This is a genomic window from Pyxidicoccus sp. MSG2 (assembly GCF_026626705.1).
Taxonomy (GTDB): domain Bacteria; phylum Myxococcota; class Myxococcia; order Myxococcales; family Myxococcaceae; genus Myxococcus.
In genome coordinates, this window is the sequence record NZ_JAPNKC010000001.1 from 5,737,138 (window position 1) to 5,752,451 (window position 15,314).

At 68.3% G+C, this 15,314-nt stretch carries 16 protein-coding genes; 8 read left to right on the top strand and 8 right to left on the bottom strand.

What is annotated here, in order from left to right; genetic code table 11:
- The first annotated feature begins 222 nt into the window (after nucleotides 1-222).
- Nucleotides 223-1,227, top strand: a complete 1,005-nt coding sequence (locus OV427_RS22380; RefSeq protein ID WP_267858176.1) for a DUF4846 domain-containing protein — start codon at nucleotides 223-225, stop codon at nucleotides 1,225-1,227.
- Between the two features lie 114 nt (nucleotides 1,228-1,341).
- On the opposite strand, the gene OV427_RS22385 is transcribed toward OV427_RS22380, so the two are convergent.
- The 4 genes from OV427_RS22385 to OV427_RS22400 all read right to left on the bottom strand — a co-directional run bounded on the left by OV427_RS22385 (nucleotide 1,342) and on the right by OV427_RS22400 (nucleotide 5,385).
- Entirely contained in the window at nucleotides 1,342-2,397 is a 1,056-nt protein-coding gene (locus OV427_RS22385; protein ID WP_267858177.1) for a fatty acid desaturase family protein, read from the bottom strand.
- A 304-nt stretch (nucleotides 2,398-2,701) separates the two neighbouring features.
- The gene (locus tag OV427_RS22390; protein ID WP_267858178.1) at nucleotides 2,702-3,997 is read right to left on the bottom strand and encodes a cytochrome P450; all 1,296 of its coding nucleotides are present in this window, start codon (nucleotides 3,995-3,997) and stop codon (nucleotides 2,702-2,704) included.
- Nucleotides 3,998-4,453: 456 nt separating this feature from the next.
- On the bottom strand, nucleotides 4,454-4,864 hold the full coding sequence (locus OV427_RS22395) for an STAS/SEC14 domain-containing protein (protein WP_267858179.1): 411 nt from the start codon (nucleotides 4,862-4,864) through the stop codon (nucleotides 4,454-4,456).
- A gap of 104 nt (nucleotides 4,865-4,968) precedes the next feature.
- Complete coding sequence (locus OV427_RS22400) at nucleotides 4,969-5,385, bottom strand: STAS/SEC14 domain-containing protein (RefSeq protein WP_267858180.1); 417 nt, start codon at nucleotides 5,383-5,385, stop codon at nucleotides 4,969-4,971.
- Nucleotides 5,386-5,544: 159 nt separating this feature from the next.
- On the opposite strand from OV427_RS22400, the gene OV427_RS22405 reads away from it, so the two are divergent.
- The 3 genes from OV427_RS22405 to OV427_RS22415 all read left to right on the top strand — a co-directional run bounded on the left by OV427_RS22405 (nucleotide 5,545) and on the right by OV427_RS22415 (nucleotide 8,712).
- Nucleotides 5,545-6,831, top strand: coding sequence for an ABC transporter substrate-binding protein (locus tag OV427_RS22405; RefSeq protein WP_267858181.1), 1,287 nt, complete (start codon nucleotides 5,545-5,547; stop codon nucleotides 6,829-6,831).
- 196 nt (nucleotides 6,832-7,027) lie between these two features.
- Complete coding sequence (locus OV427_RS22410; protein ID WP_267858182.1) at nucleotides 7,028-7,906, top strand: carbohydrate ABC transporter permease; 879 nt, start codon at nucleotides 7,028-7,030, stop codon at nucleotides 7,904-7,906.
- Nucleotides 7,903-8,712: a carbohydrate ABC transporter permease gene (locus OV427_RS22415; RefSeq protein ID WP_267858183.1), complete on the top strand. Its 810-nt coding sequence runs from the start codon at nucleotides 7,903-7,905 to the stop codon at nucleotides 8,710-8,712. Before OV427_RS22410 ends, OV427_RS22415 begins: the two co-directional genes overlap by 4 nt.
- A 4-nt stretch (nucleotides 8,713-8,716) precedes the next feature.
- Here OV427_RS22415 and OV427_RS22420 read toward each other — a convergent pair whose 3' ends face one another.
- Complete coding sequence (locus tag OV427_RS22420; protein WP_267858184.1) at nucleotides 8,717-9,184, bottom strand: hypothetical protein; 468 nt, start codon at nucleotides 9,182-9,184, stop codon at nucleotides 8,717-8,719.
- A gap of 3 nt (nucleotides 9,185-9,187) precedes the next feature.
- The gene (locus OV427_RS22425) at nucleotides 9,188-9,580 is read right to left on the bottom strand and encodes a hypothetical protein (RefSeq protein ID WP_267858185.1); all 393 of its coding nucleotides are present in this window, start codon (nucleotides 9,578-9,580) and stop codon (nucleotides 9,188-9,190) included.
- A gap of 159 nt (nucleotides 9,581-9,739) precedes the next feature.
- On the opposite strand from OV427_RS22425, the gene OV427_RS22430 reads away from it, so the two are divergent.
- The 3 genes from OV427_RS22430 (at nucleotide 9,740) to OV427_RS22440 (ending at nucleotide 12,680) form a co-directional block, all read left to right on the top strand.
- Complete coding sequence (locus OV427_RS22430) at nucleotides 9,740-11,278, top strand: endo-1,3-alpha-glucanase family glycosylhydrolase (RefSeq protein ID WP_267858186.1); 1,539 nt, start codon at nucleotides 9,740-9,742, stop codon at nucleotides 11,276-11,278.
- 132 nt (nucleotides 11,279-11,410) lie between these two features.
- Complete coding sequence (locus tag OV427_RS22435) at nucleotides 11,411-12,091, top strand: class I SAM-dependent methyltransferase (protein ID WP_267858187.1); 681 nt, start codon at nucleotides 11,411-11,413, stop codon at nucleotides 12,089-12,091.
- A gap of 163 nt (nucleotides 12,092-12,254) precedes the next feature.
- A complete protein-coding gene (locus OV427_RS22440; protein ID WP_267858188.1) occupies nucleotides 12,255-12,680 on the top strand; it encodes a hypothetical protein in 426 nt (141 codons plus the stop codon).
- Here OV427_RS22440 and OV427_RS22445 read toward each other — a convergent pair.
- Entirely contained in the window at nucleotides 12,670-13,341 is a 672-nt protein-coding gene (locus OV427_RS22445; protein WP_267858189.1) for an SDR family oxidoreductase, read from the bottom strand. The two genes, OV427_RS22440 and OV427_RS22445, sit on opposite strands and share 11 nt — an antisense overlap.
- Before the next feature lie 31 nt (nucleotides 13,342-13,372).
- Nucleotides 13,373-14,581 (bottom strand): phospholipase D-like domain-containing protein, encoded by a 1,209-nt coding sequence (locus OV427_RS22450; protein WP_267858190.1) that lies wholly within the window; start codon nucleotides 14,579-14,581, stop codon nucleotides 13,373-13,375.
- A gap of 165 nt (nucleotides 14,582-14,746) precedes the next feature.
- Here OV427_RS22450 and OV427_RS22455 point away from each other — a divergent pair, with 165 nt between their 5' ends.
- Nucleotides 14,747-15,268, top strand: coding sequence for a DUF2378 family protein (locus OV427_RS22455; RefSeq protein WP_267858191.1), 522 nt, complete (start codon nucleotides 14,747-14,749; stop codon nucleotides 15,266-15,268).
- Nucleotides 15,269-15,314: the final 46 nt, after the last annotated feature.

The window sequence follows — 15,314 nt, forward strand, 5'->3', positions numbered from 1 at the left end:
CAGGAAACGCGGGTCGGAAAGGCCGCGAGGGAACTCCGGGTCGGTGAGAATGTTCCAAGCAAGGGAGCGTCATCTCCCGAGCACCCCATTCCCTCCGGAGCCTTCCGCGCCGTGCATGAGCCCCACCGTGTCCCCTCCCGCGCAGCCCTGTCTCCCTCGCAGCGGGCGCAGGAGGTGAATCACCATTCATCTCGCGCCGCCGCTCCGGCCCGGAGGCTCACCGTGCCGGGGTTGCTGGTACTGGCGCTCCTGGCTCCCGGCGCGGCGAAGGCCATGGGCCCGTCTCCGGACTCCAGCGCGTCTGGACTCAGCCGCCCCTCGGCCGCCGAGCGCGAAACGGCCCGGGACTCCGTCCTCGGCCTGCGGCGCCAGGTGCTCGAGCTCCGGGGGCAGGAGTCCTCCGACGAGGCCACCACCGCTTCCACCTCCGAGCCCCGGGCCCCCACCCGTGAAGAGCTGGCGCGCTACGCGTGGCTGTCCGCGGACGCGAAGGTCCGTCTGCTGGAATCCGCCTTCGCACCCCCGAAGGGCTACACGCGCGTCGCGGTGGAGGCCGGCTCGTTCGGCGCGTGGCTGCGAGGGCTGCCCCTGCGTCCCGCCGGCACCCCCGTGCGCCACTTCCGGGGCGGCGAGGTGCTGGCTGGCGACGACGCGCGACTGGCGGCGGTGGCGGAAATGGACGTGGGCACGGCGAACCTCCAGCAGTGCGCCGACTCCGTCATCCGCCTCCACGCCGAGTGGCTCTGGTCCAGCAACCAGCGCGAGCGCATCGCCTACCGCTTCACCAGCGGAGACGCCGCCGCCTGGCCCCGCTACGCGGCGGGAGACCGGGCGAAAGTCACGGGCTCGAAGGTGGCGTGGGTGCGCAGCGCGAAGGCGGATTCCTCCCGCGCCGCGTTCCGCGCGTACCTGGACCTGGTCTTCACCTACGCGGGCACGATGTCGCTGGAGCCCCTGAAGAAGCGCCCCTCGCGAGACGACGTGCGGCCCGGGGACTTCTTCGTGCTGGGCGGCAGCCCGGGGCACGCGGTGGTGGTGCTGGACGTGGCGGCCAACCCCGAGGGCCGTCGGGTGGCGCTGCTGGGGCAGGGCTTCATGCCCGCGCAGGACTTCCACGTCCTCTCCCCGGGCGGCGACGACGCGCCCTGGTTCCCGCTGGACGGCGACGCGGTCGCCACGCCCTTCTGGAAGCCGTTCCCGTGGTCCTCGCTGCGCCGCTTCCCGTGAGGTGAGCCGAGAAGCCGACCTTCCAGTCACCGTGGAGCCCCCCAGCCCCATTGCGGTGACCTTGGTGTCGGCCTTCGGCTCACGCGTCCCGGTGGGCGGGCGCACGCGCGGCCATCACGAGTGCAGCGGCTGCCCCAGCTCCTGCTGCGAGGCCGCGGCCACCGCCAGCTCGGCGGAGGGTTCCAGCTCGCGGGTGATGTACTGGCGGATGCTGTTCGTCGACCCGAGGTACGAGTCGAACATGTTCACTCCGTCCTCCAGCATGCCGGCCTTCTCCAACTCCTTGTGCATGACAGGGAGGTTGTAGAAGGGCACGGACGGGAAGGCGTGGTGCGTGAGGTGGTAGTTCACGTTGAGCGGCGCCACGAAGAAGTTCTCCAGCGCGGTGCCCTCCACGTCGCGCGTCTCGCGCGTCTCGTCGCCCTTCGGGTTCGGGTCGATGGGGTGCTCGCCCAGCGCGCGCATCCGGAAGAAGGCCATCATCACCGTCGTCGTGGGCAGCACCCACAGGAACAGCCAGTGCAGCCACGCGCCCGTCGTCACCAGCACGGTGACGAGCGCGGCCACGTACAGCCAGTATCGCACGTGCTCGAAGGCGGAAATCTTCGGGTTCGCCTTGCCCACCAGGCGGCCCCAGTACGTCCAGGGCAGCACCACCTTCAGGTGGTTGGGGGCGTACAGGCCCAGCGCATCCGCCATGAAGACGGCCGCCGCGCGCAGCGGCGTGCGCGGGAAGTGCCAGGAGGAGTCCACCATCTGCCCCGCCCAGTACGGGTCCTGCGGCGTATTCACATAGCGGTGGTGCAGCATGTGCTCGTGGCGGTAGCCCGCCGTCGTCATGTTCAGCGGGAAGGCGCAGAGGAAGTCGCTCACCACGTCGCCCACCGCCCGGTTGGACAGGAAGTGGTAGTGCGCCGCCTCGTGCATCAGCGCCAGCATCGCGTGCTGCCGCGAGGCGATGATGAGCGCGGCGATGGGCCACGCCCACCAGCGGTCCACCAGGACGACGGCGGTAAAGCACGCGGCGATGACCAGCCACTGGCTCGCCAGCGCCCACAGCGCCCGCACGTTGCTCACCTGCGACATCTCACGCGTCACCGATGCCAGCGCCTTGCGGTCAACCCGGCGGGCGAACTGGACATCCGCCTCGTCCACTACTTCGGCGTACATAGTTGGGGGGCTCCTTCTGCTTCACTGGGAAGCAGGGTGTACCTAGACTCTTTCTCCCGAAAGAGGGTGGTCTGGCAAGAATATTCTTTCAACACCGGAAGCCCGCCAGAGTGAAACTACCCTTTAAGGTCAGGAAGTACCCAATGGGGGTTTTCCTTGACTCGGTGATTCACTCCGAGTGCGGTGCGAATCGACCAGGGGTTGTAGGCGTCGTCGGGTCCGGGAGCAGGACTCCAGACATGCGAAGGGCCTGGAGACCGTCTCCGGTCGCCAGGCCCTCGTACATTGCTCTACCGGGGTGTGGCTACACCTGATGTGTCCATTCCACCTTCAGGTGCTTCATCTGGCGCAGGACGATGCTCTGCCACGTGCCGTAGTCCTGGTGGGGGACGAGCTTCAGCTCCGGCAGGCGGTCCAGCAGGACGTTGGTGGTGATTTGGAACTGGAGACGGGCCAGCGGGGCGCCCAGGCAGAAGTGGGTGCCGCGGCCGTAGGTGAGGTGCTGGGGCACCTTCTCGCGGTTGATGTCCAGCTTGTTGGCGTAGGGGCAGAGTGATTCGTCCCGGCTGCCGGCGGCGTAGAGCAGCATCAGGCGCGAGCCCGCCGGAATCTTCACCCCGCCCACCATGACGTCCTCGCGCGCGGTGCGGAGCATGGAGTGCTGGACGGAGTCGAAGCGGCTGGCCTCCTCGCAGAACTTCGGCACCAGCTCGCGGTTGGCGCGGAGCTGCTCCCACAGGCCGTGCTCCAGGGCCAGCTTCCAGGTATTGGCCATCAGCGCGGTGGTGGACTCGTGGCCGGCGGACAGCATGGACGCGCCAATGGCCATGACGAGCTCGTCGATGGTGAGCGCCTCGCCGTCGTCCTCCACGGCCACCAGGTAGCTGGTGAGGTCCTCGCGCGGAGCCTTGCGGCGCTCCTCAATCAGCCGGACGCAGTACTGCTGGAACTCGATGACACCGTTCGCCATCTCCACCTGCTTCTCGGGGGCGATGTGCTCGAAGGTGAGCTGCTGCCAGTCCGCGCTCCAGCGCTTGATCTTCCAGACGTCCTCGGCCGGCACGCCCATGATGCCGAGGATGACGTAGGCCGGCAGGGGGTAGGCGAGCTGCTCCACGAGGTCCGCGCGGCTGTCGCCGGCGAACTTGTCGACGAGCTCGTTGGCCATCTTCTGGATGAAGGGCGCCATGCCGTTGATGCGCTGGGCGGTGAAGCCGCGGTTCATCAGCCGGCGCAGGCGGGTGTGGTCCGGCGGGTCCATGCCCAGGAGCACGTGCCGCGTGTCATGGCCCTTGGCGAGGATGGCCTTCGCCTCCTCCGTCAGGTGGGTGCCGCTGCCCAGCATGTCCTTGTTCGAGAAGCGCGCCGGGTCCTTCAGGATGGCGGTGATGTCCTCGAAGCGGCTGACCAGCCACATGTTCAGCATGGGGCTGAAGGTGACGGGCTCTTCCTTGCGCAGCTTTTCGAAGAAGGGGTGGGGGTTCTCCACGTGGGGGCCCGCGAACGGGTTGTACTGGGCGCCCAGGTGGGGGGAGCGCACCGCTGCTGTGGCGTGGGCGGGGACTCCGGTCTCTTCCTGCTTCTGGACTGTCACGGGCATGGCATGACTCATCAGGTCGAGCGCGCCCCCCCGGCTCGCTCCCCTGGTTACGGGTTGGCTGGCAATGGAGGGGGATTGGGCCCCTTCACGCGGGAACGACTGGGATGTGGGCGAGCCTGAAAGGAACAACCGAGCAGGGTGGGGCTCGCCCTGGACGTCAGCCTATACAACAAATCCCAGAATCTTTACCAGTTAGAGCGAATTTTTCTAGTGACACGGGTTTATGGTGACACCGTGACATTCCGCTACAGGCAGATAAATGCCCGTTCTGGAAGGGTTTTCCACCGCGAGTGACGGGAAGGTGGCCGCCGGGTGCGACCTCCGGGCAGGCCGAATCGACTCGCCTGGACGGGTGGGCCAGGCGGCGGGCGCCGCGTCGCGGAAGGGGAGGCAGGCTTCGGGCGCGCGAGTCGCCGGGCCCCGGAATGGGCCCGGCGGGAGGTCAGCGCGCGAGGCTCAGCCGCTCTTCTTGAGCTGCTTGAGGCGGTGCTGCTCGACCCAGGTGCGAGCCTCGGGGAGCGTCTTCACGAAGACGGTCTCGAAGCGCGTCTTGCCGGTGAAGAGCATGCCCAGGGCAATCACCTTGCCGAAGGTCTGCTGCACCACGTCCGCTCCGACGTAGATGGAGCCCTTGAACCAGTCGGCCTTGCCATTCTCCGAGAGGTACCGCCGCGGCTCCGCCCCCAGCTGGGACTGGCCGATTTCGGCGATCATGTAGTACGGGCCGTTCTTCGCGACTTCGCCGTACACAGCCACGGCCCGCTGGATTTCCTCCAGGCTGATGTTCCCGGAGAAGGTCGCCACCACGACGTCCGGCGGCTCGTAGCGCACCTTGTGTGCGCCGATCTTCCACTCCTGTTGCTGCATGGCACTCCCTTCGGAATCCACGCCAGCATAACGCCAGGAATTGTCCTACGCGACATTCCAGACTTTCCCGGGAGTATGGCCTTCGGATTCCGGGAGGCGGAAGGTCACCCGGCCTTGCGCTGGCGGCCGGCGCGGTGCTGGGTCACCCAGGCGCGGGCGTCGTCGACGGTGGCGACGAAGACGGTCTCGAAGCTCGTCTTGCCGGTGTAGAGCATGGCGAGGGCGATGGCCTTGCCGAAGGTGCGCTGCACGACGTCGGCGCCCACGTAGACGACGGCGTGGAACCACTCGGAGCGGCCATTGTCGGAGAGGTACCTGCGGCCGGCGGTGTCAATCTGGGAGCGGCCGATGTCGGCGATGCAGTAGTACTGGCCGTGGCGCTCGAAGGTCTCCTTGTAGAGCTGGGACGTGCGCTTCACCTCGTCCATGTTGATGAGGCCCGTGAAGGCGACCACCAGCGTGTCGGGCGGTTCGAAGTGCGAATGGTGCTCGCCGAACTTCAACTCTTCCTGCTGCTTCATGGGGCCCCCTCCCGTTGTTCGAACAACACAATAGCGTCTGGCTTTCCCAAGCGCACGAGCCCCCCTCTGCATTCCCGGGCAGACCGATGTTGGGGCGAGGACCCTGAGGCGCGCGGGTGCATTGACGGGTGAAGGTGCGGCTGGACTCATGCCGCGCGTATGGGACGACGCAATGCCACCGTGCTCGCGCTGGGCCTCGCCGTGCTGGCCGTGGCGGTGGGGGCGTGTCGGCGTGCGTCAGAGGGGGCGGGCGCGCCGGCGGGCCGCACGCGGCTCGTCTTCAAGTACCAGCCGCTGTGGGGCGCGCCGGAGCCGTTCCGTGAATTGCTGGCGCGCTTCGAGCGGGAGAACCCGGGAGTGGAGCTCGTCACCGAGGCGCTGCCCAATTCCTCGGACCTGGCGCACCAGTTCTTCCTGACTTCACTGGAAGGCGGAGCGGAGGACTTCGACGTGCTGGTGGCAGACGTTGTCTGGGTTCCCGAGTTTGCCCGTGCTGGGTGGATTGCAGACCTGTCCGAGTACTTCCCGCCCGAGCGCCTGCGCGCGGACTTCTTCCCCGGCCCGGTGGAGGCGGTGGTGGTGGAGGGGCGCACGTACGCGGTGCCCTGGTACCTGGACGTGGGCGTCCTCTATTACCGCAAGGACCTGGTGCCGCGAGCGCCGCGCACGTACGAGGAGCTGCAACGGTTTGCGCGCGAGGCGATGGCGAAGGCGCCCGGAGTGCAGGGCTACGTGTGGCAGGGGCGGCAGTACGAGGGCCTGAGCTGCAACGTGTACGAGGCGCTCTGGGGGCACGGGGGCGAGGCGCTGGGGGAGGGCGGGCGCGTGCTGCTGGACTCGGGGCCCGCGCGCGAGGCGCTCGAGTACCTGCGCGGGCTGGTGGAGAGCGGGGTGTCGCCGGAGACGGTGACGGGGTTCTCCGAGGAGGAGGCGCGGCGCGTGTTCCAGGAGGGGCGCGCGGTGTTCATGCGCAACTGGCCGTATGCGTGGAGCGAGGCGCAGAAGCCGGACTCGCCCATTCGCGGGAAGGTGGGCATCGCGCCATTGCCGACGGTGAGCGGCGAGCCGGGGTGGGGGACGCTGGGAGGGTGGCAGCTCGCGGTGAATGCGCACGTGTCGCCGGAGCGCAGGAGGCTGGCGGCGAAGCTGATTGCGCACCTGACGTCGCCGGAGGCGAACCTGGTGCTGGCGCTGAACTACGCGCGCAACCCGCCGAGGCCGTCTGTGTATGAGGACCCGCGCCTGCGCGCGGCGGACCCGTTCATCGCCAACTTGAAGGAGATGGTGGAGCGCTCGCGGCCGAGGCCGGTGACGCCGTACTACAACCTGATTGCAGACGTGCTGCAGAGCGAGTTCTCCGCGGCGGTGGCGGGGTTGCGGACGCCGGAAGAGGCACTGAAGCGCGCGCAGAAGCAGGTGGACCATCTGACGGGGGTGGGGGAGTGAGGGGCGCGAGTCGGGGGCGGATGGGCCCGAGCCGCCCTCCCTTTCGGTGGAGGACTCGCGGAATGAACGTTCCTTCCGCCGCTGCCGGGCGCCGGGTGGGCCGCCTCGTCAGTTCATTCCGTGCAGGCCGCCCCAGCGTCCTGGATGCACCGCCGAGGCGGACATGCTCTGCCTTCGGTCCACTCGGAGGTGACGCGTGAGCGGCGGCGGCTCGCTGGCGCGGGAGCGGCGGCAGGCGTACCTGCTGGTGGCTCCGGCGGTGGTGGTGCTGGCGGGCGTGGCGCTGTACCCCATCCTGGCGGCGGTGTGGCTGAGCCTGCACCGCTTCATCCTCGTGTTCGGCGAGCGGCGCTTCACCGGGTTGGACAACTACGCCTTCCTGCTGAGTGACGCGCGCTTCTGGTCGGCGCTGGGGAACACGGCGTACTTCACGCTGGTGGCGGTGACGGTGGAGTTGCTGCTGGCGGTGCCGCTGGCGCTGCTGCTCAACCGGGCCTTCCCGGGGCGGGGACTGCTGCGGGCGTCGGTGCTGGTTCCGTGGGCCATTCCCACCGTGGTGAGCGCGAGGCTCTGGGCGTGGATGTTCAACCCCGAGTACGGCGTCATCAACCGCATGCTGCCGGGGAGTGACATCAACTGGCTGGGAGCGCCGGGGTACGCGCTGCACGCGGCCATCCTGGTGGACGTGTGGAAGACGACGCCCTTCGTGGCACTGCTGGTGCTCGCGGGGCTGCAAGGGATTGGCGAGGACCTCTACAAGGCGGCCCGGGTGGACGGCGCGTCGAACTGGCGGATGTTCCGGTCGATTACGCTGCCGCTCTTGAAGCCGGCGCTGCTCTTGGCGCTGCTGTTCCGCTCGCTGGATGCGTTCCGGGTGTTCGACGCGATTTATGTGCTCACGGAGGGCGGGCCGGCGAACACGACGGAGACGCTGAGCATCTACGCGTACAAGACGCTGATGCGCTCGGGAGACTTCGGGTACGGGAGCGCGCTGTCGGTGGCGACGTTCCTGTGTGTGGTGGTGCTGGCGGCGGTGTGGCTGCGGCTGTTGGGCCGCGAGGAGGGAGCGCGATGAAGCGGCCGGGGCTGGGCACGGCGCTGGCGGTGGTGGCGTTCCTCACGTTCTTCCTGGGGCCGTTCTTCTGGCAGGTGCTGACGAGCCTGTGGCCGGACGGTGAGTTGACGCGGCCGTGGCCCTCGCACCTGACGGTGGACAGTTACGTGAGCGTGCTGTGGGGGCGGCCGTTCTTGAGGGTGGTGGCGAACTCGTTGCTGGTGGCGGCGCTGACGACGGGGTTCTGCCTGACGATGGGGGCCGCGGCGGCCTTCGCGCTGGCGAAACTGGAGTTCCGGGGGAGGGGGCTGCTGCTGAGCGCGGCGCTGGCGGTGAGCATGTTCCCGCCGATTGCGACGGTGAGCCCGCTGTACCTGATTCTCCGCGCGGCGGGGTTGCGGGACAGTCTGATTGGACTGGCATTGCCGTATGCGACGTTTGCATTGCCATTGACGCTGTGGGTGTTGACGTCGTTCTTCCGGCAATTGCCAGACGAGCTGTATCGCGCGGCGCGGGTGGACGGGTGCACGCCGTTCCAGGCATTCCGGAGGGTGCTGCTGCCACTGGCGGCGCCGGGACTGGCGACGACGGCGATTCTCGTCTTCATCTTCGCGTGGAACGAGTTCCTCTACGCGCTGACGTTCCTGTCCACGCCGGAGAAGCGCACGGTGCCGGTGGCCATCAGCCTGTTCGCCAGTGAGTACCGTGAGCCGTGGGGCGAGATTGCCGCCGCCTCCGTGGTGGCCACGCTGCCCCTGGTGGTGCTCACGGTGTTGTTCCAGCGGCGGATTGTGTCCGGGCTTACCGCGGGGGCGGTGAAGGAGTAGCGGCTCAGTGCCCGTTGGGCCGGGTGGCTTCGAGGAGCGCCGCAGCGGCTTTGTCGGGCACGGTGACGGCCTGCTCGATGAGCGCTTCCAGGGCGTCGGCATCCAACTGCGCGAGGCGCTGCTCTGCATCGGGCGGGAGCGCAAGTCCCCTTGCCTTGGCGAAGGACATCAGCGTCCGGGTACAGATGCGGATCCGCTCGCGGACGCGCTCCAGCGCTCGTTGCTCTTCCCAGAAAGGTGAGTCCAGCATGATGCTCCTCAAAAACTGGCTGAGCTTCTGGCTGCCGAAGCGGCGGGAGGCCAGGGTTCCCAGGACCACGAGTAAGTCTAGTCGCTCCGCCGACGAAAGGTTCGGCTCCTGGCGGAGGCGGGCCTCGGCCCAGGCAATGCGCTCGGGTCCGGCCCTGTCTTCCATGACCGAGAGGGGCAGGAGGGCTGCGGCTGCCTGCAGGGCGGGCTGGCTGAAGTCCACTTCTCACAGACGCACTACCTGGAAATCAAAGGAAAGTACCTGCCGGCCGGCGCAGGCGAATGTGTAAGGAGGCACCGTGCCTTCGGCCTCGGGTACCAGAAAGACGGCCACAGGCAATACCGGCATGCCTTCTCGCAGGTGGACGCGGACTGTGTAGTCCAACAGCCGCCGCGCGAAGTCAGGATCGGCCTGGGCCTGGAGCTCCACTTCCACTGCGAATCGCTCTCCCCGCGCCTCCACTACGAGGATGGCATCGGCACGGCGTTCGGATTGGGGAAGGCTGGAGTCCGCAGTTCGCACGAACGTAGGAGCATTGGGGCCGAACAGCAGGAGCAGCAGTTGTTCCGGGTGGCCCTGCACCAGCCGGCGGAGAACGAGGTCGAAGACAGAGCCCATGAAGAGCTCCGACCGTAGTGGGTAGGGGTGACATGCAGTTCAGGCCCTCTTCATGAGCCACTCGTCAACCGGGTGGGTCCATCTCATGGAAAGAGAGGGCTCCCCTTGTTCACGACGAAGCCTGGTTTCTTCATCCTTTTGCTTACTGTTGTAACGGAAATGTCGGCCTGCGCTCCTCCCGAGTCTGCAGGAACGGAAGCGGACGCGCGCACAGAAGAATCAGCCCTGGCCACGAAGGCCCCGTTCGAGCTGCCCAACGGCCTCCTGCCGTTCGACCTGCCGGCCCGGGCCGACCTCGCCACCAGCGAGTACAAGGTCTTCGCGCACTGGCACAACTTCCCGCTGCGCAGCTACGGCTCCAGCGGCGGCCAGTACTACGACCAATACACGCGCTGGCTCCAACCCACGGGCACCTACGCGTCCATCGGTGGCTACCTTCGCGACCGCCCCGTCCCCATCCTCGCCATTCCCGCGGTGGAACCGGATTACGGCAAGCGCGACATGAAGCAGGACCTCCAGACCGCCGCCACCGTCGGCGTGGACGGGTTCCTCATCAACCACTGGTTCCGGACCACCGACCCTCGCTGGAAGTGGCTCACCGACCTCTTCAACGCGGCCGACGAGTTCAACACCGAGAACCCCAGCGCCCCCTTCTACGTCATCCCCAACATCGACGCGCACATCCTCTCCACCAACAGCGGCAAGGACGAACCCCGCCAGCGCGCGGACGACCTCGCGACCTTCAAGACCCGCGCGTCCTGGCGGAAGCTCAACGGCAAATACGTCGTCGGCAGCTTCCGGCCCGAGGCCCTGCCCGTCACCTGGTGGCAGCAGTTCTTCGACCAGCTCAAGACGGTCCACGGCATGGACGCGGTGCTCTGGGGAACCCTGCTCGACCCTTCAGAGGCCAACCGCAACGCGCTGAAGCCGTTCATGGTCGGCGCCACCTTCTCGCGCTGGGACAACCTCCCGTACACGTCCAACCCGCTGAGCGGCATCAACACGCTCAAGGCCTGGGGCGACCTCAACGGCGTGCCCTACTCGCCGCCGGTGAGCCACACGGACAACCGGCCCACGGGCTCCATCACCACGGAGACCGCGGGCTTCAAGACCCAGTACAACACCTGGAAGGCAGCCATCGACTCGGGCGTGAAGATGGTTCAAATCCTCACCTGGAATGACCACTACGAAGGTCACGCCCTCCGGCCCAACTCGGCCTTGCAGTACGCGTTCTACGATTTGACGGCGTACTACTCGACCTGGTTCAAGACGCGCCAGCAGCCGGTGCTCGTGCGAGATGTCCTCTACTACTCGCACCGCATGCACCTGGGTGCCGAGCCGTACGACACCGTCCAGCAGCCCAAGCCCACCGCCTCGAAGAACGGCGTGGCCCTGGTGGACAGGGTCTTCCTCCTCGCCATGCTCACGTCGAGCGGGCGCGTTCAAATCACCTCGGGCGGCACGGCCTACACCGCCGACGTCCAGGCGGGCCCACAGTTCTTCGACGCGCCCATGAAGGCGAACAACCAGCCCTCCTTCCAGCTGAGCCGGAGCGGCACGCCAGTCATCAGCCTCACCAGCGCCTTCCGCACCCGCTCGCCGATTGTCTGGCAGGACCTGCTGTACCGCGCCGGGAGCTCTTCACGCCCGGCCGTCACGGGCGTCCAGAACAACCTGCCGCAAGACCGGCTCCCGTAGGCAGTTGGCCCACTGTTCAGCATGCAGCCCGGCTGCTTCATGAGCCGGGTTGCCCTTGGGCCCCATCGCTCGTCGCACATCGGACAGGGTATAGGGTTGCGGTCGCCCACACATGTCCAGGAGCCGTGACCGATGGAGACTCCCTCGCTGGAGTTGTCGCTGTCGCCCGAGGTGCATGCGGGCCAGTCCGCGTACACGTGGTGGACGTTGCGCGTCTTCTACGACGTGGGCGTGCTGGGTTACTCCAACCGCTTCGTCTGGAAATGCCCCACCCCGGTCCAGCTCGGCTGGTACGACACCCACGTCTCCGCCAACCACCTCGACGTGGGCGTGGGCACCGGCTACTACACCGCGTTCTGCCGCTATCCCTCCCCCACGCCGCGTCTGGCATTGATGGACCTCAATGCCAACAGCCTGGAGTACGCCGCCAGCCGCGCCGCGCGCTACGTGCCGGAGACGTACCGGCGCAACGTGCTCGACCCCATCGACTTCGACGCGCCCCGCTTCGACTCCATCGGCCTCAACAACCTGCTGCACTGCCTGCCCGGCTCCATGGACGAGAAGGCCGTCGCCTTCGACCACCTCCGCCCCCTGCTCAACCCGGGCGGTTGCGTCTTCGGCGCCACCCTCCTGCAGGGCGACGTGCCGCGCAGCGCCCAGGCCCGCATGCTGATGAAGACCTACAACCGCAGGGGTCTCTTCTCCAACGAGCAGGACACGCTGGAGTCACTGGAGCGCGCCCTCCGCCAGCGCTTCAAGGAGTCTCAAGTTACCCTGCACGGCTGCATGGCCCTCTTCCGGGCGCAAAGCTGACCCGCTTGGAATCCGGCCCCCCGCCAGGGGACACTGCCGGCCATGTACGACGCGCTCCTGGCACCCGTCCGCGAGGCCCACGCCAAGGCCTCCGGCACCGACAGTCCCGTGACGACGCCGCTCCCGAGCCGGCGCGGCCCGAACCCCACGCGCTGATCGCCCCATGTCCGCTGGCAAGTGGAGCGCCCTCGCCGTCGTTCTCGTGCTGGGCTCGTGTCTGGGAGTCGGTGGCCTGCTGTGGGCCTTCGATGACGTCGACTTCCTCGGCACCGACAAGGACGAGCGGGACTTCTCGGTGGCGGAGCAGCGCAGGCTCTTCGACACCTTCTTCCCGGTGCCCGTGCCCCCGAGCGCCGCCGACGTGCGCATCCGCTACGAGGGCTTCCAGGACTGGCACCTGGAGCTCTCCTTCACGCTGCCGCCGGGGGACTTCGAGTCCTTCGTTTCCCAGCTCACCCCGCACCCGGACCAGCCTGGGAGCTACGTAGGGCGCATCCGGCTGGGGGACGGCGGCTTCCTCGCGGACAACAGCTCCATCACCGTGGACCCCGCTGCCCGGCGCGTGACGCTCAAGGCCTTCACGGTGTGACAGGGGGCTTCACGCCCGTGGCCTTCACCTCGGCCCAGAGGCTGTCTCCCTCCAGCACCGCGTTGAGGGGCCCCCGCTTCTCCGAGACGCGCAGGAGGACGGCGGCGAGCTGCTCCAGGTGGATGGGGCGCAGCTTCCCCAAGAGCGGCAGCCGGGAGAAGACGCGGAGGAGGGAAGGCGGCTCGTGGTACTCGCCCTCGAAGGCCGGGGGCCGCACAATCGTCCAGGGGATGCCGCTGTCGCGCACCAGCCGTTCGGCCTCCGCCTTGGCCTTGAGGTACGCGCCCACCGGCCGGCCCGCGCCCATGCTGCTGAGCAGCACGAAGTGGTCCACGCCCGCGCGCTTCGCCGCCTCCACGAGCTGCCGCGTGGTGCCGATGTCGCTCGTCTCGTAGGTGTCGCCCGCGTCGAAGCGCTTGCGCATGGTGCCGATGAGCTGCAGCACCGTGGTGTAGCCACTCATCATCTCGATGAGCGTCTCGCCGTCGGACAGCTCCACCACCGCCTTGCGCGGCCACTCCTTCGCCAAATCACTGCCCGCGCTCTTCGGCCGCACGTGCGCAATCACGGGCACGCCGCGCGCGAGCGCCTGCCGCATCAGGGTGCGTCCGGTGGCTCCGGTGGCTCCGGCGACGAACAGGTGACGGGACGGCGTTTCCATGGGGCGCTCCAGGGCTGGGGTGCGCTGCAGCCTAGCGCGCGGCCCGCTCGGCGCGGATTTCCTTCGCGTGTTCCAGGTCCTCCAGGAAGAACGCCTCCATGGACTGGGCGGCCACGTCGTCCTGGAGCACCAGCGAGCCCTCCTCCAGCAGGTTGAAGGAGAACGGGTCGTAGTTGATGGAGCCCACCAGCACGAGCCGGTCATCCACCAGCATCGTCTTCGCGTGCATCATCGACGGCTGGTACTCCCAGATGCGCACGCCCGCCTCCAGCAGCGTGTCGTACGCCGCGCGCTGGGCCACGGTGATGACCTTCTGGTCGTTGTAGTCCCCGGGCGCCAGCACCCGCACGTCCACGCCCGCGCGGGCCCGCTCCACCAGTTGCTTCGTCAGCGCGTCGTTCGGCGTGAAGTACGCCTGCGCAATCCACAGCCGCTTCTGCGCCGCGCGCACCATGAGCTGGGTGAGCCGCTCGGCGCGCGTCACCTCGGGGTTCGCCGTGCTGCCCACGAAGGCGGCCCAGCCCTCGCCCGCGCCGTCCAGGCCGGGCACCGCGTCCGCCAGGGCGGGGAAGTCGCTCGCGGGCAGCAATTCGCCGCTGGCCTCCTGCCAGTTCTCCGCGAAGGCCTGCTGCATCTGCGACACCACCGGGCCTCGCACCCACGCGTTGGTGTCGCGGTACTCCTTCTCCTTCAGGCCTTCGCCCAGCCACTCGTCTTGAATGGCCAGGCCGCCGGTGATGGCCGTCTGGCCGTCGACGATGAGCAGCTTGCGGTGGTTGCGCGCCAGGTTCTCATCCGCCGGCAGCGGGCGGAACAGGTGCGCGCGGCAGCCGGCCGCCTCCAGCCGGGGCTTCACCTGCGTCTCGAAGCTGGGGCTGCCCAGCGGGTCCACCAGCACGCGGCACGTGACGCCGTCCTTCGCCCGCGCGGTGAGGGCCTCCAGCACCTGGTCCGACGCACGCCCCGGCCTCCAGATGAACATGACGATGTTGACGGAGACGCGGGCCTTCTTCACCTCCTCGGCCATGGCGTCGAAGACGGTGCCGTTGTTCGCCCAGCGGATGTGATTGGCGGGCACCATCCGCACGCCCACCGTTTGATACAGCGCCACCGCGAGGTCCGGGCCCTGTGAGCCCACCGGCCCCTTGAGCTGGAACGGCCGCGACTTCTCCTTCGAGCAGCCGGCGGCGCACCCCGTCAGCGCCGCCACCGCCATCGCCACCGCCACCCATCGACGCATACGCCGGACGCCCCCTGGACTCTCGGAGGTAGGGAGTCGGACCGGGTGCGTCATCCTGTGGGACAGGGACTCTGTCGACCGCTGAACCGCCCGCGGCTACCTGTCGGATTGAGCCAGCAGGCAGGCGAGCTACCATGCGCCCGCTTGCAAACTCCAGAACCCCTCGTGTTCCAGCAGAGCTTCGAAGGCCTCATCCGAGCGCTGGGAGACCAGCTCGACGAGCGTTGCGCCGGGCGCCTGCAGAAGGTGGGTGTCAACGCGAAGGGCTCGCTCGCGCCGGCCTACCCGCTGGACGTGTGGGTGGGGGCCTTGCGCGTCGCGGCGGACACGCTCGCCCCGCAGGTTCCCCTCGACGAAGGCGCGGCCGTGGTGGGCCGCCGCTTCGTGCAGGGGTTCAGCTCCACGCTCATCGGCAACGCGCTGCTGGCCACCGTGCGCCTGCTCGGGCCGGAGCGGATGCTGGCGCGGATGACGCGCAACCTTCGTACGGGCACCAACTATCTGGAGGCCCAGATGGAGCAGCTCGGGCCCACCCGGTATGCGCTCACCTGCCGGCCCGTGGTGGTGCCCGGCTTCTACGTGGGCCTCTTCCTCGCGGGCCTGGAGGCCAGCGGGGCCCGGCAGCCCACCGTCCAGATTCTCCGGCACGACGGCGAGGAAGCCGTCTACGACATCGCCTGGAACTGAGCAGGAAGACACACGCGGCGTCCGGGTCGCGATACAACCCACTCGG